Annotated in this window: 19 protein-coding genes; 3 read left to right on the plus strand and 16 right to left on the minus strand. The window is 56.1% G+C overall.

Annotated elements, in window-relative coordinates:
* Positions 1-11 precede the first annotated feature (11 nt).
* From HQL52_06020 to HQL52_06030, 3 genes are all read right to left on the minus strand, one after another.
* Positions 12-3,083: a CotH kinase family protein gene (locus HQL52_06020; GenBank protein ID MBF0368999.1), complete on the minus strand. Its 3,072-nt coding sequence runs from the start codon at positions 3,081-3,083 to the stop codon at positions 12-14.
* 18 nt (positions 3,084-3,101) lie between these two features.
* Entirely contained in the window at positions 3,102-3,779 is a 678-nt protein-coding gene (locus HQL52_06025; protein MBF0369000.1) for a DUF4956 domain-containing protein, read from the minus strand.
* A gap of 112 nt (positions 3,780-3,891) precedes the next feature.
* Positions 3,892-4,683 carry a class I SAM-dependent methyltransferase gene (locus HQL52_06030; GenBank protein MBF0369001.1) on the minus strand — a complete coding sequence of 264 codons (792 nt, stop codon included), beginning with the start codon at positions 4,681-4,683 and terminating at the stop codon, positions 3,892-3,894.
* A 242-nt stretch (positions 4,684-4,925) separates the two neighbouring features.
* Between HQL52_06030 and pheA the strand changes: the two genes are divergently transcribed.
* The 3 genes from pheA to HQL52_06045 all read left to right on the plus strand — a co-directional run bounded on the left by pheA (position 4,926) and on the right by HQL52_06045 (position 8,229).
* Positions 4,926-5,777, plus strand: a complete 852-nt coding sequence (pheA, locus tag HQL52_06035) for a prephenate dehydratase (protein ID MBF0369002.1) — start codon at positions 4,926-4,928, stop codon at positions 5,775-5,777.
* Positions 5,774-6,547, plus strand: coding sequence for a prolipoprotein diacylglyceryl transferase (locus HQL52_06040; protein ID MBF0369003.1), 774 nt, complete (start codon positions 5,774-5,776; stop codon positions 6,545-6,547). The genes pheA and HQL52_06040 overlap by 4 nt, the downstream gene beginning before the upstream one ends.
* Before the next feature lie 83 nt (positions 6,548-6,630).
* Entirely contained in the window at positions 6,631-8,229 is a 1,599-nt protein-coding gene (locus tag HQL52_06045) for a c-type cytochrome (protein MBF0369004.1), read from the plus strand.
* Positions 8,230-8,307: 78 nt separating this feature from the next.
* Here HQL52_06045 and HQL52_06050 read toward each other — a convergent pair whose 3' ends face one another.
* The 13 genes from HQL52_06050 to HQL52_06110 all read right to left on the minus strand — a co-directional run bounded on the left by HQL52_06050 (position 8,308) and on the right by HQL52_06110 (position 20,529).
* Positions 8,308-9,711 (minus strand): YchF/TatD family DNA exonuclease, encoded by a 1,404-nt coding sequence (locus HQL52_06050; protein ID MBF0369005.1) that lies wholly within the window; start codon positions 9,709-9,711, stop codon positions 8,308-8,310.
* A gap of 261 nt (positions 9,712-9,972) precedes the next feature.
* Positions 9,973-11,571, minus strand: coding sequence for a hypothetical protein (locus tag HQL52_06055; protein MBF0369006.1), 1,599 nt, complete (start codon positions 11,569-11,571; stop codon positions 9,973-9,975).
* Between the two features lie 15 nt (positions 11,572-11,586).
* Positions 11,587-12,564, minus strand: a complete 978-nt coding sequence (gene holB, locus HQL52_06060; GenBank protein ID MBF0369007.1) for a DNA polymerase III subunit delta' — start codon at positions 12,562-12,564, stop codon at positions 11,587-11,589.
* Complete coding sequence (locus HQL52_06065; protein MBF0369008.1) at positions 12,551-13,174, minus strand: dTMP kinase; 624 nt, start codon at positions 13,172-13,174, stop codon at positions 12,551-12,553. The genes holB and HQL52_06065 overlap by 14 nt, the downstream gene beginning before the upstream one ends.
* A 150-nt stretch (positions 13,175-13,324) precedes the next feature.
* Entirely contained in the window at positions 13,325-14,329 is a 1,005-nt protein-coding gene (gene mltG / locus HQL52_06070) for an endolytic transglycosylase MltG (protein MBF0369009.1), read from the minus strand.
* Complete coding sequence (gene fabF, locus HQL52_06075; GenBank protein ID MBF0369010.1) at positions 14,329-15,567, minus strand: beta-ketoacyl-ACP synthase II; 1,239 nt, start codon at positions 15,565-15,567, stop codon at positions 14,329-14,331. Before fabF ends, mltG begins: the two co-directional genes overlap by 1 nt.
* A gap of 68 nt (positions 15,568-15,635) precedes the next feature.
* Entirely contained in the window at positions 15,636-15,872 is a 237-nt protein-coding gene (locus HQL52_06080; protein MBF0369011.1) for an acyl carrier protein, read from the minus strand.
* A gap of 122 nt (positions 15,873-15,994) precedes the next feature.
* Positions 15,995-16,732, minus strand: coding sequence for a 3-oxoacyl-[acyl-carrier-protein] reductase (fabG, locus tag HQL52_06085; GenBank protein MBF0369012.1), 738 nt, complete (start codon positions 16,730-16,732; stop codon positions 15,995-15,997).
* 177 nt (positions 16,733-16,909) lie between these two features.
* Positions 16,910-17,845: an ACP S-malonyltransferase gene (gene fabD / locus HQL52_06090; protein MBF0369013.1), complete on the minus strand. Its 936-nt coding sequence runs from the start codon at positions 17,843-17,845 to the stop codon at positions 16,910-16,912.
* Positions 17,846-18,478: 633 nt separating this feature from the next.
* A complete protein-coding gene (locus HQL52_06095; GenBank protein ID MBF0369014.1) occupies positions 18,479-18,844 on the minus strand; it encodes a hypothetical protein in 366 nt (121 codons plus the stop codon).
* A gap of 24 nt (positions 18,845-18,868) precedes the next feature.
* Positions 18,869-19,402: an NYN domain-containing protein gene (locus HQL52_06100; protein ID MBF0369015.1), complete on the minus strand. Its 534-nt coding sequence runs from the start codon at positions 19,400-19,402 to the stop codon at positions 18,869-18,871.
* 92 nt (positions 19,403-19,494) lie between these two features.
* The gene (locus HQL52_06105; GenBank protein MBF0369016.1) at positions 19,495-19,914 is read right to left on the minus strand and encodes a biopolymer transporter ExbD; all 420 of its coding nucleotides are present in this window, start codon (positions 19,912-19,914) and stop codon (positions 19,495-19,497) included.
* Between the two features lie 9 nt (positions 19,915-19,923).
* Positions 19,924-20,529: a MotA/TolQ/ExbB proton channel family protein gene (locus HQL52_06110; protein ID MBF0369017.1), complete on the minus strand. Its 606-nt coding sequence runs from the start codon at positions 20,527-20,529 to the stop codon at positions 19,924-19,926.
* Positions 20,530-20,931: the final 402 nt, after the last annotated feature.

Here is a 20,931-nt window from a genome sequence, read left to right on the forward strand (position 1 = left end):
CCGGTCTCATCTCACCGTTGGCTGGTGGGCGTGGAGAGTTTCGGGGATCCGTCAGAGGGATGGGTCAGGGGGGTGAGCAGGCCTACAGGATGGTTGGATAGATCTGGGAGGGGGTGCTCCAAGAATTTTTCTGTCGGGATTTTTGGCCCCCTGGTGAAAGCGAGCGCTTGGGGGTGATTCCTGTCCAGCAGTGGATTGCCTTGGGCATCCAGGGGATAGAGTTGCTTGAGGTGACCGATATGGATTTTTTCGCTGGTGAGGCCGGGGTGGCTGGGGGGCGGTTTTTCAAGGCCGACACCGGTCAGGGTCAAGGTGGAGACCTGATCCAGCTGTTGATCGGTCTGATTGTTTTTGAAGAGGCTCCCCAACACCTGGGCGCGACCACCGCCAAAGATTGGTTTTTTCTGATAGAGGCCGATCCCCAGATGGTTTTCCTGCACCACTCCCCCCAGCAGACGGACGTGGGAGAGATCCTTCGCCGCCAGACCCATTTTGGAGTGTTCCAGGCGATTGTTGAGGCTCACCAGCTCGCTCTTTTCCCCCGCGCTGATGGCCTTATCCCCCATGTGGGTGAAGAGGGAATCCCGCACCAATATCTTTGAGCCGGATAGATCCAAACCATCTCCGCCATTGTTTTTGAACAGGCTATCCGCCACCACTCCCGTCACCCAATCTCCATCAAAGCCATCCATGGCGTTATCCACGAAGCGGCTATGCAGAATTTCGATCTGGCTCTTTTTGACGTTCAAGCCATCATCAGCCCGGGCATCCCGAACGGTGATCTGGTTCAGATGGACGGGGCTGGCATAAAAATCGAGTTCTCCGGAGAAGAAAATGCCGTTGATCCACGCCTCTGAGCCGCCGGAAATATCCAGGTGGGTGATGTGTGAAGTGGCCGTGGCATTGACCACCCCGAATACCCCCCAGGGCTTATGGGGATCCAGTGGCAGAATGCGTATCGGTTTTGCCGCTGTGCCTGCCATCTCCACCGCCCGGTAGCTGACCAGGCTGACATTCGGACCCATCTTGATGGTCACCCCGGGCTTGAGGTGCAATCCATATCGATCCGGCAGCACCAGGGTTTTGGTGAGGGTGTATTCGCCTGCTTCCAGGATCCAGTTGTGGCCGTCGTGATGGAAGGGCAGGGGGGTGTTCGCCAGAAACGCTTCCGGGGAGCGGGAGGGGTCGAGATGGGGAGAGGGGGGCGAGGGGGTTGCCACCGGGGTTTGACGTATCCTGTGGGGTAAGATCGGTTGGTTGGAGAGGCGGTTGCTCAACCCAGCCTGCACAATCAGGGGTTGACCAAGGGGTGTGGTCAAGTCATCAAAGGTCAGACGGAGCTGCCATTGGGTCAGTTGGGGCAGCAGTTTTTCATCCCGATGGGTGGAAAGATCGAGCTGGCTGAATTGAATGACGAGATTTTTTTTGGTGCTGCGGATAACCGATGGCTGGACGATCTGCTCCATCCCGTGGGGATCCACCAGCACGATCCGTTCCGGCTGGGGCCACCCCTTGGGAGAGGGGGTCGCCGAGGTCAAGGTGAGCCGGTCGAGGCCGAGCTTGGCCAGGGAGTCGGGAAAAAGGGCGATCTTAAGCGTCCCTTGCTTCCCGGTCTGAGTCCATTCCGGTTCCAGAAATACCCGACCATATTCGAGCCAGCTTTTCAGAAGGGCCAGGTTGGAGCGGATGGTCTGTATGCGTTCCTGGTGGCGTTCATCCAGATAGCTGAACTTAAAACGCCCGATACCCACTGTCAGCCCCTCGCGGATTTCCTGATAGAGGCTGGCCATGCGGGCCAGGATTTTTTCGCCGTCCTGGACAATCAGATCGTAGAGAATACGGTTGCGCTGCCAGCTGGTTTCGGGGTTTCTGAGCGTTCGGCGAACCAGCATCCCCTGGTTTTCGTTTTCCAGAGTTTCGACCACATCAAAGGCCGATGTTTGGCGTCCAGATTGTTTCAAATCGCGGATGTTGACATCATAGGGGATCGGCTCAAACAGCCCCCGGGTGGGGTCGTAAAACCAGCGCAGGTTGCCGTAGGTTTGGGCGTGGCTGCCACCGAAAAGCCAGATGAGGGCGTTCCAGCGGACAAATTTGTCCAGATCCAATAGATGGGGAATCCGGCGTTGAAAGGTGGCCTCATCCGCCTCCCGGTCCAGGGCCAGCAATTCCCGGAAACGGGACTCGATCATCCCGGCTTTTGGGGTTTGACGGTGGATGACGTGTCGGTAGGCGCTGGGGTGGGTAGGCCATCCTTGGAACACCCCGAATCCGAGATATTTGGTGTCCATATGGGTATCGCTGGAGCGAATGATCTCTCCTTGGGGATAGCCCCCCCTTTCAATCATCTCCTTGCCGGGCTGTTCAAACCAAAAATAGAGCCCCAGATCCACCTGGTTGATCTTGACCTTGGCAAAACCGGATTCAGGCACCATGAGGCCTAGTTTTCGGGCTTGTTCATAGACCACCTGCTCCTGCTCAAACTGCTTGTCGTCGGGAATCACCAGGTTGAATTGCCGCATCCCCTGGAAATAGTGATTTCGCTTAAACTTGATGCGCAGGGATTTTTTCGGTTTGTCCCAATGGTTGTTGAGATCCCCCCGCACCCGCACCTTGACGTTGAAGCTCTCCCCCTGATGCATGAAACGGGCGGGATACCAGCGTTTGTCCTTGTCCAGGAGCACCCGTCCGGCTACCAGGCTTTTGGTATGCAGCTCCATGTCTCGCAGATGGATTGGTTTGATGGCGAGTTCAAAGAGGGGGTGGATGATTCGTTTGCTGGTACCCGGCGAAAGGGCGCGCAGTAGATCGAGACTCTCGGAGTTGGCTGATTCATAAGCCATGAAAGATTGGAGTTGATCGATAATATTGTTGCGATAGATCGCCCCCACCGAGAGCACCCCCAACAATCCCAGGAGTAGTATCCCGGTGTTGAGGAGGGTCAGACGCCGAAGGAGGGTATCGGAAAAAAGCCGGGGAGGGCTTGGGGTCGATTGTCCAGGGGCGGCCGCTCCAGTCGGTTTTGGCTGGAGAGGGGGCTCCGGGGTGTTGCCTGGGGTCTCTTCGATGGATTTCTGGGGCATCGCTTACCAACCGGGCCGTTAAACCGGCAGGGAGAGGTGGGGGGCCAGCAGGGAGACGTTGCTGATTTTATCCAGGGCGCGGATCTCCTCCAGGAGTTTTTTCTGGGTGTCGAGTCCATCCGCCTGGAAGCGCACCTCCATCACCACCTCCCAACCCGTAGGGGTGATTTCCAGATTGCGCAGGGTGGATTGGCTGGTGTGCTGGTTGATCAGGTTGAACAGAGGCTCTTCAATCACCTCTCCGCCGCCGTTCACCACCAAGACAAATTCCATATGCTTGGGTTTGCCGTAGTGCAGATAGTGGAGCAGCATCAGCATTCCGCCCAAAAAAGCCGAAGAGACCAGGGCGACCATCCAGTTCATGGTGCCACACCCCAACCCCACCGAGATGCCCCAGAAAAGATAGACCATATCCCGGGAATCTTTGATCACCGTCCGAAAACGAATGATGGAGAGCGCCCCCACCATGCCCAGTGAGAGGGCCAGGTTGGAGCCGATCAGCAGCATGATCACCCCGACGATGGGGGGGATGGAGACCAGGGTGACCAAAAACGACCGCTCGTAGGTCAGCCCCCGGTGGCTCAGGCGATAGATCAATACCAGCCACAGGCCGCCAAAAAAGGCCAGGGAGAGGGTGAGGATCAGATCCAAAAAGGAGATCGATACCGCAGCGGTGGGAGTGAGCAGTGGGGTCATGGGAGCGGTTTGCCTATGTATCAAAACGCCGGGTCGAATCCGGATATGAGAAAAGAACCTAAATTTACACGGATGTTCATGCAATTACTACACCAGCAAAAGTGGAAGCTGTTTATAGCGCGGGTTCAGCCGTGTTGGCGATGGGATAGACATCGAAGCGGGTGGTGCGGCCTGGAATGATGAACCCCGGCGCTGGGCCTTCAAGGGGGGGAGCCAGTCGGGGGCGTTTGACCACCACCCGTTTTTTGGCAGACTCCAAGGCCACGGCTAAAAGCTGGGGGGCATCGGAATCATTCCCCACCAACTCCCGCAGCCAGCGCATCTCCTTTTTGACCAGGGCCGATTTATCCCGATGGGGATACATGGGGTCGAGATAGACCACATCGGGGCGTTGTGTGGTGGGCGTGTTGGTCAGATAGGCCCGGGCATCTCCAACGACCAGATGGAGATGATCCCGGGCGATTTTTTGGGTTTCCGGGGCCTCCCTGGCGCGCTTCAGACCATCGGCCAGGAGTGCAGCTATGATGGGGGAGCGCTCCACCATCTCGACCCGGCAACCGAGTGCTGCCAACAGGAAGGCATCCCGCCCCAAACCCGGAGTGGCATCCACCACCCGAGGCTTGATCCCCCCCTTGAATCCCACCGCCCGAGCCAGGCTCTGCCGTCCTCCCCCCCGGCGTCGATGCCCAAACCGCCCTCCGACAAAATCAATGTAAAGGGGGTGTTGTCGGGTTTGTCCCAGGTGCCGGAGTTCCAGGCCCTTGGGGGTCAGCACCAGCAGATGGGTATAGGGGGGGGCAGGCTTGGTTGCTTCGGTATCATCCATCTCCCCCAGCCACGGCAGCGCCAATGCCTGGGCCAGGGCTTGGGCGTGGGGTTGGGTTTCAAGACCGGTGTGGGCCATGGCCGGATGGAGTGAAAGGGCAGGGGGCTCCCAAGTCATGGCGATGAAAAATCCTTCTATTTTCGGTCTTTCATGGTACAAAAAATGGGGGTTGACCTGGGGCACGACCCAGCTTCGGCAGGGTAGAGGGGGTGGGGTTTTGTTTCAAGCCGGTTTGGGAGGGTGGCGTTTGCCGATTTGGCGTTGCCGACTCTCTTGATGGATGAACACAGTGGGCCGGTAGGGACCGGCAGGTAAAATTCATGAGTGACAAACCAATCATCGCCTTTCAAGGCATGCCCGGGGCCTACAGCGAACAGGCCTCCCGGGAAAAAATTCCCGAGGGGAGCTATCTCTCCTGCAAATCTTTTGAAGATGTTTTTGTGGCGGTGGAGGAGGGGCGTGCCAAGATCGGCATGATCCCGGTAGAAAACTCCATGGCCGGGGTGGTGAGTGACAGCTACGATCTCCTGGCTCAGCAAAATCTGCACATCATCGGTGAACATTTTCTCAGTGTTCGTCATGCTTTGCTGGCCCTGCCAGGTGCCTCCATCACGGATATTCAGTCGGTCTATTCCCATCCCCAGGCCTTGGCCCAGTGCCACTCTTTTCTCAAAAGCCATCCCTGGGAGCGAATGAGTGTTTACGATACCGCAGGGGCTGCCAAGGATTTGGTGGTGCGGGGGCGTTTGGACGAGGCAGCGGTCGCAAGCGCGCTCTGCTCGGAACTCTATGGCCTGGACATTCTGGCACGGGAGATCCAGGACAGCCACATGAACACCACCCGCTTTATCCTGGTCTCCCGGGAGCCTCAGGATCCGCCGCCGGGGGTGCCTTGTAAAACCAGCCTGATCTTTGAAGTTCGCAACATTCCAGCCGCTCTCTATAAATGTCTGGGGGGATTTGCCACCAACGGCGTCAACCTCACCCGCCTGGAATCCCGGCCTGTGGCGGAAAAACAGTGGTCCTACCATTTTTATCTCGATTTTCAGGGGCGCCCCAAGGAAGCCGCCTGTCGTTTGGCCATGGAAGAGCTGGAATTTTATACCACCAGCCTCAAAGTGCTGGGCTGCTACCCTGAATCGCCCCAACCGGAAGTGGTGATAGAGGGATGATGGTCTATCCCGAGATCGATCCCGTTCTGTTTGCCATCGGTCCCCTCACGGTACGCTGGTATGGCTTCATGTATACCCTGGCCTTCCTGACCGGTTGGCCTCTGCTACAGATTCGAGCCCGTCGCATCATGCCTGAACTCTCTTCGGAGTTGATCGGGGATATTGCGGTTTGGACGCTTTTGGGGTTGGTGCTGGGGGGGCGGTTTGGTTACATCGTTTTTTATCAACCCGCCTATTATCTGGATAACCCATTGGCAGTGCTTAAAATCTGGCAGGGGGGGATGTCCTTTCACGGTGGGCTGATCGGTGGGTTGGTGGCGTGTGTGCTCTTTTCCCGACGCTGGAACATCGGTTGCCTGGCTTTGGCGGATCTGGTTTTTCCGGTGGTGCCCGTGGGACTTTTTTTGGGTCGCATCGGCAATTTTATCAACGGGGAGCTTTGGGGGCGGGTGACGGATTCCTCCTGGGGCATGGTTTTTCCCGGGGCCGGCCCGCTTCCCCGCCATCCCAGCCAGCTGTATGAAGCTTTTTTGGAAGGGATTGTGCTTTTTTCGGTGCTTTGGTGGTTGGGCTCGAAGCCCCGCAAGCCGGGATTTATGTTGGGGGCATTTTTGATCGGCTATGCGGCGTGTCGCTTTTCGGTGGAATTTTTCCGGGAGCCGGATGCCCACCTGGGATTGCTGGCCATGTCCTGGTCCATGGGGCAGTGGCTGAGCCTGCCCATGGTGGTGGGGGGGGCGTGGCTGTTATGGCGCAAACCAAAGCCGTAAAGAATCGTTTTAAGAATTTTCAATATCCACAGCGTTTTAAATCCACTTTTCCCTTACTTCCAACCTCCGAGGCCCCTTTCCCCATGAAAGCCATCCTCTTTTTCAGTCTGTTTTTTGCTTTGATCACCCCAGCCAGTGTAGAGGCTGCCCCCGCCAAATCGATTGCCAAGGGGGAGCCGGCCGATCCGGGGGTGCACACCCTATATCTCCAACACTGCTCCGAGTGTCACCATCCCGAGCGCTTGGGTGCCATGGGACCGGCTCTGCTGCCGGAAAACCTCCACCGGCTGCGGGCGAAAAAGGCCAAGGGGGTGATTGCCGAAGGGCGGGTAGCCACCCAGATGCCCCCCTTCAAGGAGATTCTCTCCCCGGATCAGATCGACGCCCTGGTCAAATATATCTACACCTCTCCCAATACCCCGTTGATCTGGGGGGAAAAGGAGATTATCGACAGTCACATCATCCACAACGAACCCGACACGCTTCCCGGCAAACCGGTCTTTAAAGTGGCGGATCTGTTCAATCTATTCCTGGTGGTGGAGCTGGGGGATCATCATGTGACGCTGTTGGATGGGGATCGCTTTGAGCCCATCCACCGTTTTCCCTCCCGCTATGCCCTTCACGGTGGCCCCAAATATGGCCCCAACGGACGCTTCGTCTATTTCGGCTCCCGGGATGGTTGGGTCTCAAAGTTTGACATCTACTCCCTGGAGCTGGTGGCGGAAATCCGGGTGGGTATCAACACCCGCAACGTGGCGGTCTCGGGGGATGGCAAATGGGTGATGGCTGCCAACTATCTTCCCCACACCCTGGTGATTCTGGATGGTGAAAAGCTTGAGCCGGTGCAGGTGATTCCGGTGGTGGATGATGCCGGTCACTCCTCCCGGGTGAGCGCGGTCTATGCGGCCGCTCCCCGGAACAGCTTTATCGCTGCGCTGAAGGATATTCCGGAAATTTGGGAAATTCCCTATCAGGATGGGGGAAAAGGAAAGTCAGGCTTGAAAGTCCGCCAGGTGGATGCCGCCAGCAATGAGGTGATTCCTGGAAAGAAGGGGCCTTTTTCAGCCCGTCGAATCAAGGTTGAAGTGCCTCTGGATGACTTTTTCTTCGACCAGTCCTACAAAAATCTGATCGGTGCTTCCCGAACCGGCGTACCGGGGCAGGTGGTGGATCTGGATGCAGGCCAAAAAACCGCTGAGATCGACATGCCGGGCATGCCCCATCTGGGCTCAGGCATCACCTGGGAATATCAGGGCCGCAAGGTGATGGCCTCTCCCAACCTCAAGGATGGGGTGGTATCGGTGATTGATCTTGAAACCTGGGAGGTGATCAAGCGGATTGAGACGTTGGGGCCGGGATTTTTCATGCGCAGCCACGAAAACAGCCCCTACGCCTGGGTGGATGTCTTTTTTGGACCCAACCGGGACGCGATGCATGTGATCGACAAGTCGAAGTTGGAGATTGTCAAAACCCTGCGGCCCGCTCCCGGCAAGGTTTCCGGCCATATCGAATTTACCCGGGATGGCAGCCATGCGCTGCTTTCCATCTGGGACAAGGATGGCGCGCTGATTATCTACAACGGCCACACCTTGGAAGAGATCAAGCGGATTCCCATGAAGAAGCCTTCGGGGAAATATAACGTTCACAACAAGGTCACCCGTTCCGCTGGGACCAGTCACTGAGAATTAACATCAAAACCTTGGGGGAGGGAACTCCCCCAAACCCCTACCTTTTTTTGATCGTATAAAATCAAAATCTATTCACCCCACCCGATTGAGATGACGGGCTCTGAACCCTACGCCCAATTCATCTTCCGCCAAGCGTCGGCACGCTTCCATATCCACCCCCTCCAAGCCATCGATAGCCGTTGCGGTCACTTCCGGGACATGTTTTTTGGCGGCTCGGATAAAGTCGAGCATGCCCTGCCAAGCCCCTCCAAAAGCCGGCTTGCAGTGGCAATCATACGTGGCTTCATCCTGGGCGTTGAGAGAGACCGATACCGCATCGATCAATCCCTTGAAGCGGGGGGTGACATCCCGGCCATAGACCCGATTGGCCAAACCGTCCGTATTGAGCCGTACCCGGATATCTCCCCGCCGTTTGACCTCCCGAGCCACCGCCAGCATCACCTCCAGACGCAAAGTCGGCTCCCCAAACCCACAAAACACAATCTCCTCATAGCGCCCCGGATCCCCCATGGCCTGGATCAACGCCTGGGCATCGGGGTTGCGCTTTAAGGTGAGGTCATAATCATGTACCTGGGGATGGCTCCACTTGGGACAAAAGGTGCACTTCAGGGTGCAGCCCCGGGTGACGTTGAGATAGAGAGCGCGGCCAATGGGATAGGCGAGAATTTCCGGCGTTTCCTTCTCCTGGGCCTCTTCATGGGGAAAGCCTTCAACTCCAAAGAGCCGTCGATAGTTTTCAGTGGTGGCTTGCGCCACCTCCTCCAGTGAAATATCCCTCACCTGAGCCAACGTTTCAGCCACCTGAACAACAAAACCCGGCTCATTGCGCTTACCCCGATGGGGAACTGGTGCCAGATAGGGGGCGTCGGTTTCAATCAGAAGGCGATCCAGGGGCAGGGTTTTGGCTACATCCCGCAAGGCCTGGGCGGTGCGAAAAGTGACAATGCCGGAAAATGAGATGTAAAAACCCTGATCGACTCCCCACTGGGCAAACTCTTCGGAGCCGGTAAAGCAGTGGATCACCCCCCCACAAGCCTGGGCCTGCTCCTCCTCCATCACCTGCCGGGTCACCTCTTCGGCATCCCGGGAGTGAATCACCAATGGCAGCCCAGCCGCATGGGCTGCTTGAATCTGCCTGCGAAACACCTCGATTTGAACCTCTTTCGGGCTCTTGTCATAAAAAAAATCGAGCCCGGTCTCGCCAATAGCCCGAACTTTTGTGTGGGAGGCAGCTGCCAATATTTCGCCAACGGTGATATCCGGAAAACGCCCAGCGTTGTGGGGGTGGATTCCAGCACTGCAATAGACATTTGGAAACTGCTCACAGAGAGAGAGCAGCTGTTTCGTTTTCGTTATATCCGTTCCGATCACGTTAACGTAACCCACTCCCGACTCCCAGGCGCGCTCCATTACCTTGGCAAGATCCTGATTAAAATCAGGAAAATCGATATGGGCATGACTGTCGGCAAAAATCATTCCTGGCTCCATCCTGGAAAAACAGACCGATTCGGTTTGGGGGAATTAAAAAAATGCCCTGCCAGCTTGAATCCCTTTTTCAAGAGACCGGTTTGGCCCAAGGCTCCCTGAATCCCATGGGGTTGAACGATTGACTGGATCATTGTCAGTAGCAGGCTTGGCCCGGCTGGGAATACCAAGGGCAGGGGCTATGGCAGGGATGGGACATTAAAATCGGTGTAATTTATTGAAAAAGGTGGTGTGCACGGATGGTTTTTCAGATCATGACGGGCTTTTTGCGGCTGGTTTGTTCTGTTGATTGCCTCCGGAGCCTTTGGTATTCCCGTCAGAAGAGGAACGTCGCCTGCGGGAGCGACGTCGCCGCCTGCGCTTACCCGATTTTTTGGGTGTCTCTTTGGCCGCCTCATCACTGCCCGGTAAAGCCGTCTTGGCTTCCAGCTCCTGTCCAGAAGGAGCAGGCCCTTTCTCCGTTGAGGAAGGGGAGAGGGTGTCCGTAGGGGAGGGTGCTTCCGGATTGGCGGAAGAGGGTGCAGGCTGGCCACCGGGAGCGTGTTTTCCTCGGCTGGAAGGGGGGGGAGCCCCTTTTTTGGAACTTTTTCCAGGATTTTTGCCGGAAGGTGGCGCGTTTCGGCTTTTACGACCCTGGTTCTGTTTGGAGGGTCTGCGACTTTCCCCTTGGGGGGCGGGGGTTTGTTTGGGAGGCTCTGCCGGGCTGGCTGGAAGCGTTTTCCCTTCTCCCTTGGGGGTGGAATCCAGCGGGGGGGTTCTGGAAATTTCGGAAGCGAAGGTGACAACGGTTTCACCATCCGGAAACTGCACCTCGATCTTATCCTGCAAAGGCAGGACGCCTCGGACCACCCCTTCCCGGCCCTGTTGGTTCCAGACCCGGTTTTTGATCTTGGGCAGGGTTTTGCGGGCATCCACATAGCTTTGATTTTCAAAGGCGAGGCAGCACATCAGGCGCCCACACACCCCGGAAATGGCATCGGGATTGAGTGAGAGATCCTGGTTTTTGGCCATACGAACCGATACGGGATGAAATTTATTCAGATGGCTGACACAACAAAGGGCCTCGCCACATGGCCCCAGACCACCCAGCAGGCGGCTCTCATCCCGGACCCCCACCTGGCGCATTTCCACCCGAATGTGCAGGGCTCGCGCAAGTTTGCGTACCAGCTCCCGAAAATCCACTCGATTTTCAGCGGTAAAATAAAAGACCGCCTTATTGCCGCTCGATTGATACTCCACCCGGGAAAGCTTCATGGGCAGTTTCAGCTCCCGGATGGCTTCCTTGCAGGTGACCTTGGCCTCTTGTTCTTTTTCAGTGCGCCAGGCCATGGCCTCTCGATCCTTCGCCGTCACCTTGCGCACCACCCGCAGGATCTGTCCGGGAACCGGCTCCATATTTGAGGCATTTACCTCCGGGGAGGAGAGATACATCACCCGGGCTGTGGCTTCGCCATTTCGAGTTTCAACAAAAACTTCATCATCCGTACGGATGTTGTAGAGCTTGGTTCTGATCCGCCAGGTCATGCTGGAGCCGGGGAGACGTATTCCGATGACATTTTCCCGGTCGCCTCCACCCCGTTTTTTTCGGCCACCCTTCTGCTCTTGGGAATGATTCGCTCCCGGTTTGGTTTCAGCTTCCGGCTTCGATTCCGGTTTGGTTTCAGCTTCCAGCTTCACTTCCGATTTGGTTTCAGTTTCCGGAAAGGAGGCCTGGGCATCCTGCCTGGGGTTTTCACAGCTTTCAGGCTTTACATCCTGGGAGGGGCCCGGGTCCATAGACGTGTTCTCTTCCGACAGAGGTTCGGAAGAGGTCTCATCCTTGGTTTCCACAGGCTCCGTTGATTCGGTCATAAAACGATCCCGGATTCAGGAGGATGTCCGCCGCCATCTGGAAAGCCGAATCAGGATGGCTTCCAGCACCAGCTGGCGGTTCAGGTTGAATTTTTTGGCTCGGTTGATCAGCCGATCGCTCCAGAGGGATAGCTCCATCAGACCCTCTTGATACGCCCCCCCATCCTTCGGCTCCTGGAACACGCTATCACGGATCCGCTCCTGGAACCATGCCTGCAAAAGAACCAGGGCCGTCAAAAAACGATCTTTGTGACTCCAAAACAGGGCCACATCCAGCAGATCTGCCAGCCCCCCCGAAGTGGAGTGATCAAGCTCCTTGAGAAACCTGGCCCGGAGTTTGGGCATCTCTCCCAGGCAAAAATCAAGCCCCCTGGCGACACTTCCCTGGGCTATCTCACACGCTTGCTGCAACACTTCTGCAGAGGCTTGGGGGGCCTCCTCCTGCAAAACAGATACTAATTCAGACTCTTCCAGGGTACCAAATCGCACCAGCTGACAACGGGAACGAATGGTCGGGAGCAGTGCGCCTGGTTGGTTGGTGACCAAAATCAGCAAGGAGTGGTTGGCGGGCTCTTCCAGGGTTTTGAGCAAAGCGTTGGCTGAGGAAGCGTTCATCAGGGCGGCATCATCGATGATCGCCCCCTTCCATCCCCCCTCAAAAGGGGTTAGGGAGAGCACCCGGGAAAGCTCCCGAATCTGATCCACAGAAATTTGCGTCTTGCCCGATTCCACCCCGACAAAATTCACATCAGGATGGCTGGCATTGGCCAGTTTGCGACAGGCTCCGCACACGCCACACCCGGAAACCCCATCTGCTGCCGGACTCTCCCGACGGCAAAAAAGGGACTGCAATGTGGCTTTGGCCGCACTGCCTTTGCCCACGCCCTGGGGGCCATAAAAAAGATAGGCATGGCCCATGCGCTCGCCACTCAAAGCGCTGCGTAGCTGCTGGAGGGCTTCTTCCTGACCGCGTATGGCCTCAAGTGGCTTCAAGAAGGTCTCCCATGCCTTGCCGTATCTGCTGGAAAACCCCGTCCGGATCCCGGGTGGCGTCAATCAAGCGCAGGCGCTGGGGGAAACGTCCGGCCAGGTTTAAAAAACCTTCACGAACCCGCCGGTGAAACGCTCCCCCCTCCCGTTCAAAACGGGACTCCTCTCCCCCCTGGGAGCGGGAGACCCCCGCCTCGGGGTCGAGATCAAGATAGAAGGTACGATCCGGTATCAAGTCACCGGTGGCCCAGCGGTTGAGGGTGTCGATCCAGGTCAGATCCATCCCTCGACCATACCCCTGATAGGCGGTGGTGCTGTCGAAAAATCGATCACAAAGCACCCAGGCCCCCTGCTCAAGTGCGGGACGGATCACCTGAGCGACATGTTCAGCCCGGGCGGCCTCCATCAGCAGCAGTTCCGTAGCAGGGGCCATACCACCGGGCTCGCCGGTAACCAGCAATGCACGGATTTTTTCCGCCAGGTCACACCCCCCCGGCTCCCGGGTCACCACCACCTCGCACCCCAGCTGCCGGAGCAGATCCCCCACCAGGCGAATCTGGGTGGATTTGCCCGCTCCATCGCCCCCTTCGAATGTGATCAATTTTCCCTGCATCCGTTACCGTGATCCCATTTCGATCACCCGCCCCGAAAGGAGCACGCAATCCATCCGCATGACGTTCGAAAAATACGATTTGCCAGCCATATTCTACACGATTTTTTCACCGATTCCCTGTGATGATTTCCCCAGGGTACCCCGGTGGCATCATTTGGATTTTTTGCGGTGCCGCTGATATCGGTCCACGTTGCGTTCGTGTGCTGCCAGGGTGCGGGAAAAGACGTGGGTGCCGCTGCCGTCACTGCGGGCGACAAAAAACAGCTCGTTACTTTTTTGGGGATGAAAGGCCGCGTGGATGGCTGCACGACCCGAGTTGCAGATGGGGGTGGGGGGTAAACCGCGACTGGTGTAGGTGTTGAAAGGGGTCGGGGTGCGCAGATGCTTGCGGGTGATGTTGCCATCAAAATTGGGGATGCCGTAGATCACTGTCGGGTCGCTCTGTAGCAGCATCCGTTTTTTGAGGCGGTTGTGAAAAACACCGGAAATACGTTGCCGTTCGTTACCGTTACCGGTCTCTTTTTCGATGATGGAAGCGAGAATCAAACCATCGTAAGGGGTGAGGGTGATACCCTTTTCCCGCCCCCGCCACTCCTCATCCAGCACCACCCGGGTCATCGCCACCATCCGGGCGATCAGTTGCTGGGCGGTATCCCCTTTTTTGAAAAAATAGGTCTCCGGAAAAAGCCACCCCTCCAGGGAAGGGGCATCAAGTCCCAGTTTTTTGGGGCTCTCAGGGTCTTCCAAAAAAGCCAAAGCCCCAGACCAGCCTCTCTGCTCCAAAACCTGCCCCACCTCCCGTACTGAAAACCCTTCGGGAAGGGTCAAACGATGACTGACCACCTTCCCTTCCCGTAGCCGCTCCAGATGATCCAGAGGCGTCTCACCAGCGGGAAAGCGATATTCACCCGCTTGGATATATCCTTCACCATAAAAACGGGCGAGGAGGGAAAACCAGCGGGCAGAAGTGACCACCCCTTCTTTTTCCAGGGCACGGGCGGCTTGATGCACGCCCCAGCCGCTATCGATGGTGAGTTCCACCGGTGCGGCCAGGGGGGTATCCATAAAGTCAAAGAAGCGGTCGGTCAGAAAGCCCGCTGCCACACCTCCCCCCAACAACAGAAAGAGCGTGCCAGACAGGAGGGTCTTGCGCATCAGGGAACGCGCTTGAGGACCAGAGTGGCGTTGGTGCCCCCAAACCCAAAGGAGTTGGAGAGTGCCGTGTTCACCGAGACCTGCCGGGCGGTGTGGGGCACATAATCCAGATCACATTCGGGATCGGGATCATCCAGATTGATGGTCGGCGGAATTACCCCCTGTTGCAGCGCCATGGCGGTAAAGATAGCCTCGACCCCGCCAGCCGCTCCCAAAAGGTGACCGATCATGGATTTGGTGGAGGAGACCATGAGCTTTTTGGCATGATCCCCGAACACCTGCTTGACGGCATCGGTCTCTCCTTTGTCCCCCAAGGGGGTGGAGGTGCCATGGGCGTTGATGTATTCAATTTCTTCGGGATTGACCCCTGCATCGTTGAGGGCCGCCCGCATGCAGCGTATGGCCCCGTCACCGCTTGGGTCGGGTGCTGTGATGTGGTAGGCATCCCCCGACATGCCGTATCCGGCTACCTCAGCATAAATCTTGGCACCACGCTTTTGGGCGTGTTCCAGGGTTTCCATAACCACCACCCCGGCGCCTTCGGCAATGACAAAGCCATCCCGCCCCTTGTCCCAGGGCCGGGAGGCGGCTTCCGGGTCGTCATTACGGGTGGAAAGAGCCTTGGCGGCGGCAAAACCGCCCACACCCAGCTCATTCATGGCAGCTTCCGCGCCACCAGCCACCATGACATCCGCCTCACCCCGTTGGATCATGCGGGCGGCATCGCCGATGGCATGGGTGCCCGTCGCACAAGCCGTCACCGGGGCGTGGTTGGGGCCCTTGATGCCAAAACGGATTGCCAGATGTCCGGAGATGAGGTTGATCAGGGACATGGGAATGAAAAAGGGCGAAATCCGTCGGGGACCGCGCTCTTTAAGCACCATGGCCTGCTTCATGATGGCTGATAGGCCACCGATGCCGGAGCCTACCGTCACGCCGATGCGCGGAGCATTCTCCTCCGTTACCTCAATGCCCGCTTCCCGCCAGGCAAGCTCCGCTGCGGCGATGCCGAAGAACATGAAGAGATCCATCTTGCGAATCTCTTTTTTGCTCACCCAATCCAGCGGATTGAAGTCCCAGCATTGGCCACCGATGCGGCTGGCATACTCCGATGTGTCGAAATGGGTGATAGGAGCGATGCCGGACTTTCCGGCCAGGATCCCATCCCATGTCAGCTTGTTTCCTGTTCCCAACGGCGTCACCAAGCCCACGCCGGTGATGACCACTCTCCGATTCACGTGCCACCCCCAAAAAAAAGCGCCTGCCTTCCCCGAGGGAAGGTGGCGCGGGCATTATTCAAAACAACTCAGTCCATATTATTCTGGATATACTCAATGGCCTGGGTGACCGTGGCGATCTTTTCTGCCGCCTCGTCAGGAATTTCGCAACCGAATTCCTCTTCCAGAGCCATGACCAGCTCCACGGTATCCAGGGAGTCAGCCCCCAGATCATCCACAAAATTGGCTTGTTCCGTCACCTGGTCCGCTTCCACGCCCAGCTGCTCCACAACAATCTTTTTTACACGATCAGCGATATCGCTCATTGGTTTGGATTCCTTCCTCTCAAACGAATAGTACTCGATCCATCAGTGAAACCTGCAATCCCCGTAAAACCTGCAACCTTCGCTCAATAGTGGCTGAAGGCGTTGTTCTGTTCAAGTGGGCGTCAGCCCATGTACATCCCCCCGTTGACATTCAGGGTCTCACCGGTGATGTAGCCTGCCCGGTCAGAAGCCAGAAAGGCGACCGCCTCGGCGATATCCTCTCCAGAGCCCATCGCACCCAAGGGAATCTGAGAGAGAATAGCCTCCTGAGCCTTGGGATTCAACTTGTCGGTCATCGGAGAGCGAATAAACCCGGGTGCAACGCAGTTGGCGGTGATTTTTCGGCTCGCCACTTCTCGGGCCAGACTTTTGGTAAATCCAATCAACCCTGCTTTGGTGGCAGTATAGTTGGCCTGTCCGGCATTGCCGGTCTGCCCTACCACCGAGGCGATGTTGATGATGCGGCCATAGCGGGCCTTCATCATGGGCCTCAAGACCAGGCGAGTCAGCTGAAAGACCGCGGTCAAATTAACCGCCATCACCTGCTCCCACTCTCCGTCGGACATCCGTAACAGGAGGTTATCCCGATTGATGCCGGCGTTATTGACCAGAATGTCGATGCGACCAAATTTTTTTTGGGCCAGCTTGACCGCTTCTCCCAGACAGGCCTTGGAGGTGACATCCGCCTCGAAGGATTCGGATTCCGGCGAAAATTCCCGGATCTCTTCCAGGGCTTCCAGAATTCGGATCGATTCGTTGCTGATGATCAAAATTTTGGCCCCTCGACGGGCCAAATCCAAGGCGATAACGCGACCGATACCACTGGTGGAGCCGGTTACGATGGCCACACGATCCTTCATCGTGATCTCCTCTTTGGGGAGCGTTGTCGCTCAACCCTTGAACAGTCCAACATGCCAATCCAATTCATAGCAGGATTCCAGAATCTTGGGCAGGGTTCCAAAATTCCGGACAGATTTTCATAACCCGGGACTAAGGTGCCGAAATCTACCGGACCACAACCATTTCGATCCGACCGCTCAGATCCCTTCCAGTTTATCGATATCTTCGGGCGCGTTGATGGTGACCACTCGGGCTTTGCGGTCGATCCGTTTCATCATGCCGCTCAAAACCCGTCCAGTACCCACTTCCACAAAAAGATCCACCCCGAGAGTCAACAATTGGTGAATGGAGGCCTCCCAGCGTACGGCACCAGTTATCTGTTCCACCAAAAGCCGTCTGACTTCGTTGCCGTCAGTCACCTCAGATGCCGTCACGTTGGCGATGAGGGGGATATTTAAATCCTTGATGCCGGTTTCCTTGAGTGCCTCATCCATTCGTTTGGCAGCAGGTTCCATCAAGGGGGAGTGAAAAGGGGCTGAAACCGCCAGGGGAACACAACGCTTGGCGCCCCGCTCCTTGGCCAATGCCACGGCTCTGTTGACCGCTTCCTGGTGGCCGGAGATGACAATTTGAGCCGAGGTGTTGAAATTGGCGGGAACGCACACCTGTCCACTCTCCTGGGCCGCATCCCGACACACCGCTTCCACATCTTCCTGGCTCATGTTGAGCATGGCGGCCATTCCCCCCACGCCGACGGGAACCGCCTCCTGCATGGCTTGGCCACGCAACCGCACCAACCGCACGGCATCGGCAAAGGAAAAGCCACCCGCGACTGAAATGGCGGCATACTCTCCCAGAGAGTGACCTGCCACATAATCGGGCCGCAGTTTGCTGCGTTCCATCAGCAGATGACACGCCGCCAGAGCGGTGGTTACCAGCGCAGGCTGGGTGTTTTCCGTCAGGTTCAGCTTGTCAGCCGGGCCTTCGAACATCAAGCTGCCCAGGGAAAAGCCCAGCACCCGGTCGGCTTCCTGGATAAGCTCCCGAACACCGCCGTCCGCTTCGGCCAGAACCTGGCCCATTCCGACGGCTTGAGCCCCCTGGCCGGGGAAAAGAAAGGCTGTCTTGGCCAATGGGTTCCTCTCCTTGATCGTGATAGGGGTAGAGAAAAAAGCGGCCCCATAATCCACCACAACGGTGATTTCGTCCAGGCCTAATCCTTCAATTTCCCGGAAGCCTCTCCTGGGGGGTGTGTAACAATACCCGAAAAAAGGCCCAATCCAAGCTAAAAACCTCTCTTCCACAAGCAGATGATCGCCCTGAAGAAAAGGGCTGCACAAATAAATATCGGACTGAAAGGGTTTGTTGCAGTTGGCTGATTTTGGTCGTAAAGATTGGCTTGTGGCTTGTGGCTTGTGGCTTGTGGCTTGTGGCTTGTGGCTTGTGGCTTGTGGCTTGTGAGGATCGTAGCCTGTTCAGGTCTATGTGAGATTCACAGATAAGTGGTGTAACGTTGCATCAAGGCCAAATCAACCTGTTGCAACAGGCTTTTTCGAAGGGGCCATTTTCAAACAGAGTGGCTCTATTGTATCGACAGTTTCGATCATTGGACCCACTGCTGAACAGAAGTGGGATTAAGAGGCGTGCCCAAACAAACCTGGGTTGATAATCCTGCTTAGGCCAAGAGGAACATATTTTGAATCAAGGGGGTAGGTCTCTTGGATTCAAGAGATGGCTCTTTTGATCAAACCCTTTCTATTCTGCAGTCAGGGATAGTTCCGGTCGGCCTCAAGGCTTGCGAATACAAAGGCTGCAAAGGCGCGTGATTCCGCTTCGGTGGAAAAGGTGGGGGTTACCAGATGGGTGTCGTCATCCGGCCACCACTCCACATGGCAGTTTTGACCGCCACCCTGGGCATTGCCCCGAATATGGCAGCTCACCCGAATGGGGGCGGCCTCTTCCACAAAGGCCCAGGCCTGATCCATCGCTTCTTGGGCTTTGGCAAGGTCGGTACAGTAGTGGGGAGGCTCCCCATCAGCCGTACCGTCCAGGAGTTTGGCCAGCAGCCGGTCTTTTGCTCGAAGATCTTCGAGAGAATTCCAGTGTGCAAAAAGCGATTCAATCGATGCCATGGGCTTAACCTCTCGTGGTTGTCATCACAAGGGGGTACGGATCAGATGTTCCTTGATGGAGTTGAGTTCAATGAAATCATCTGACTGTCGACGCAGTTCGTCAGCGATCATCGGCGGCTGGGTCATGAGGGAGCTGATGACCGTAACCAGTTTGCCTTGATCCTGAACGGCCTCAACCACGCTACGAAAATCGCCATCTCCGGAGAACAACACCGCATGATCGTAGTAGGGGGCCATTTTAATCATACCCACCGCTATTTCGATATCCATGTTGCCTTTGGTTCGCTTGGAACCAGTATTGGGATCAACATATTCTTTGATGGGTTTGGTGATAACCGTATATCCGTTATAGGCCAGCCAGTCCACCAGAGGCCGGATTGGGGAGTAGTCCTGATCGTCTCCCAGAGCGGTATAGTAGTAGGCCCGCACCAACCGACACTGATTATGGAAATAGGAAAGGAGCTTTTTATAGTCGAAATCAAAATTCAGGGATCGAATAGCCGCATAGAGGTTGGATCCGTCGATAAAAATCGCTACACGTTCTTCTTTGTGAAACATTGTTCTTTCCTTTTTTCCGTTATGACAACCAAGAGATCCCGCAAAGTCACCTAATTGTAACAAAAGCGATTACAAATAAAACAGGGATCGAATTATTTTTTTTCGAATCCAGCCTGTGCTGCGATAGCCAGGCGGGAAAAACCCTGTTGGCGGGATGCATCCAAAATAGCCACCACCCGTCCATGACTGGCAGCCTCGTCTGCTTCAATGAAAATAACCTGCTGAAGATCGCCCCCTGCCGCTTTCAAGAGGTTTTCTCCCAGATTTTCCAGGGAGACCGAATGGCCTTGAACCGTTAAATTTCCTGAACGGTCCAGAGTTACAACAATTCGTTCCGAATCACTGGAGAGGGCGTCTCCCGTTTTGGCTTGGGGCAGGTTGAGTTTGATGTCGTTGATCGAAGCAAACGTGGTGGTCACCATGAAAAAGAGCAGGAGCAGAAAGACCACATCCACCATGGGGGTGATGTCCAGGGTGACCGGTGTTTTGGTTGTTTTGGCCCGAAACTGCATCCCACACCTCTAATGACCGGACTTGATCTGTTCGACAACTACCAGCGCAAAACGTTCCAGTTCAACGACATACTTGTCAATTACGCGATTAAAATAACGATGCAGCCCCAGGGCCGGAATGGCTATGGTGAGGCCAGAAGCAGTCGTAATCAAGGCCTCTGATATACCGTTCGCTAAAACCCCCGGGTCGCCAACCCCCACCGTCGAGATAACTGAAAAGACCTTGATCATTCCCAGAACGGTTCCCAGCAGGCCCAAAAGCGGCGTAATGGCGGCAATGGTTCCCAGAAGAGTCAGGTATCTTTCCATGTGGACCACTTCCTGGCGGCCCGCCTCTTCGACAGCTTCCTTGATGACCCGACGGCGTTCTCCATGGTTGCGCAAGCCGGAGAGAATGATGTTGCCGTAACTGCTTCGGGACGCAATGCAATAGCCTTTGCCCCCTTCCATATCCCCCCGCATCACCAGCTCTTCGATACGACGTACCGCCTCAGGAGGAATGACCTGTTTGCGACGCAAGGCCCAAAATCGTTCAAAAATGATTGCCAGAGCCACAACTGAACAGAGACCGATGGGGATCATGACCACCCCACCTTTGGACAAAAACTCGATCATACCGTCCGCCCTCAATCATGCCCTGGATATCCCCAAGCCTTATGAGTGGATTCCCGGGCATTCAGTAAAGAAAGCTCACCTCCACCTCGATTGGACCTGACAGCAGCCTGTGATGGATCACTGTTTGGACAGGCTGCCTATTCGGGCTCAGGCAGCTCCAGCTGCAACGGCCAAGTCAGAAGAGTGGCAAGCCGCAACCGATTCGCTCATCAAAAAACAGATCTTCTTGACTCCGGGATTATCCTGAAATCAAACCCGGCAGACCGGAAAATCTCCTGATGATCGCCCTCTATACACCAAAGATCAAGCCGCTTGTGGAGAAAACATCACATTTTTTGCATCGAATATTTGTCCGGAAAGGACGATAGCACTGAAAAATGAAGGGATTTAATGAGGAGGGGA

This window comes from Magnetococcales bacterium (assembly GCA_015232395.1).
In the GTDB taxonomy this organism is placed as follows: Bacteria; Pseudomonadota; Magnetococcia; order Magnetococcales; family JADFZT01; genus JADFZT01.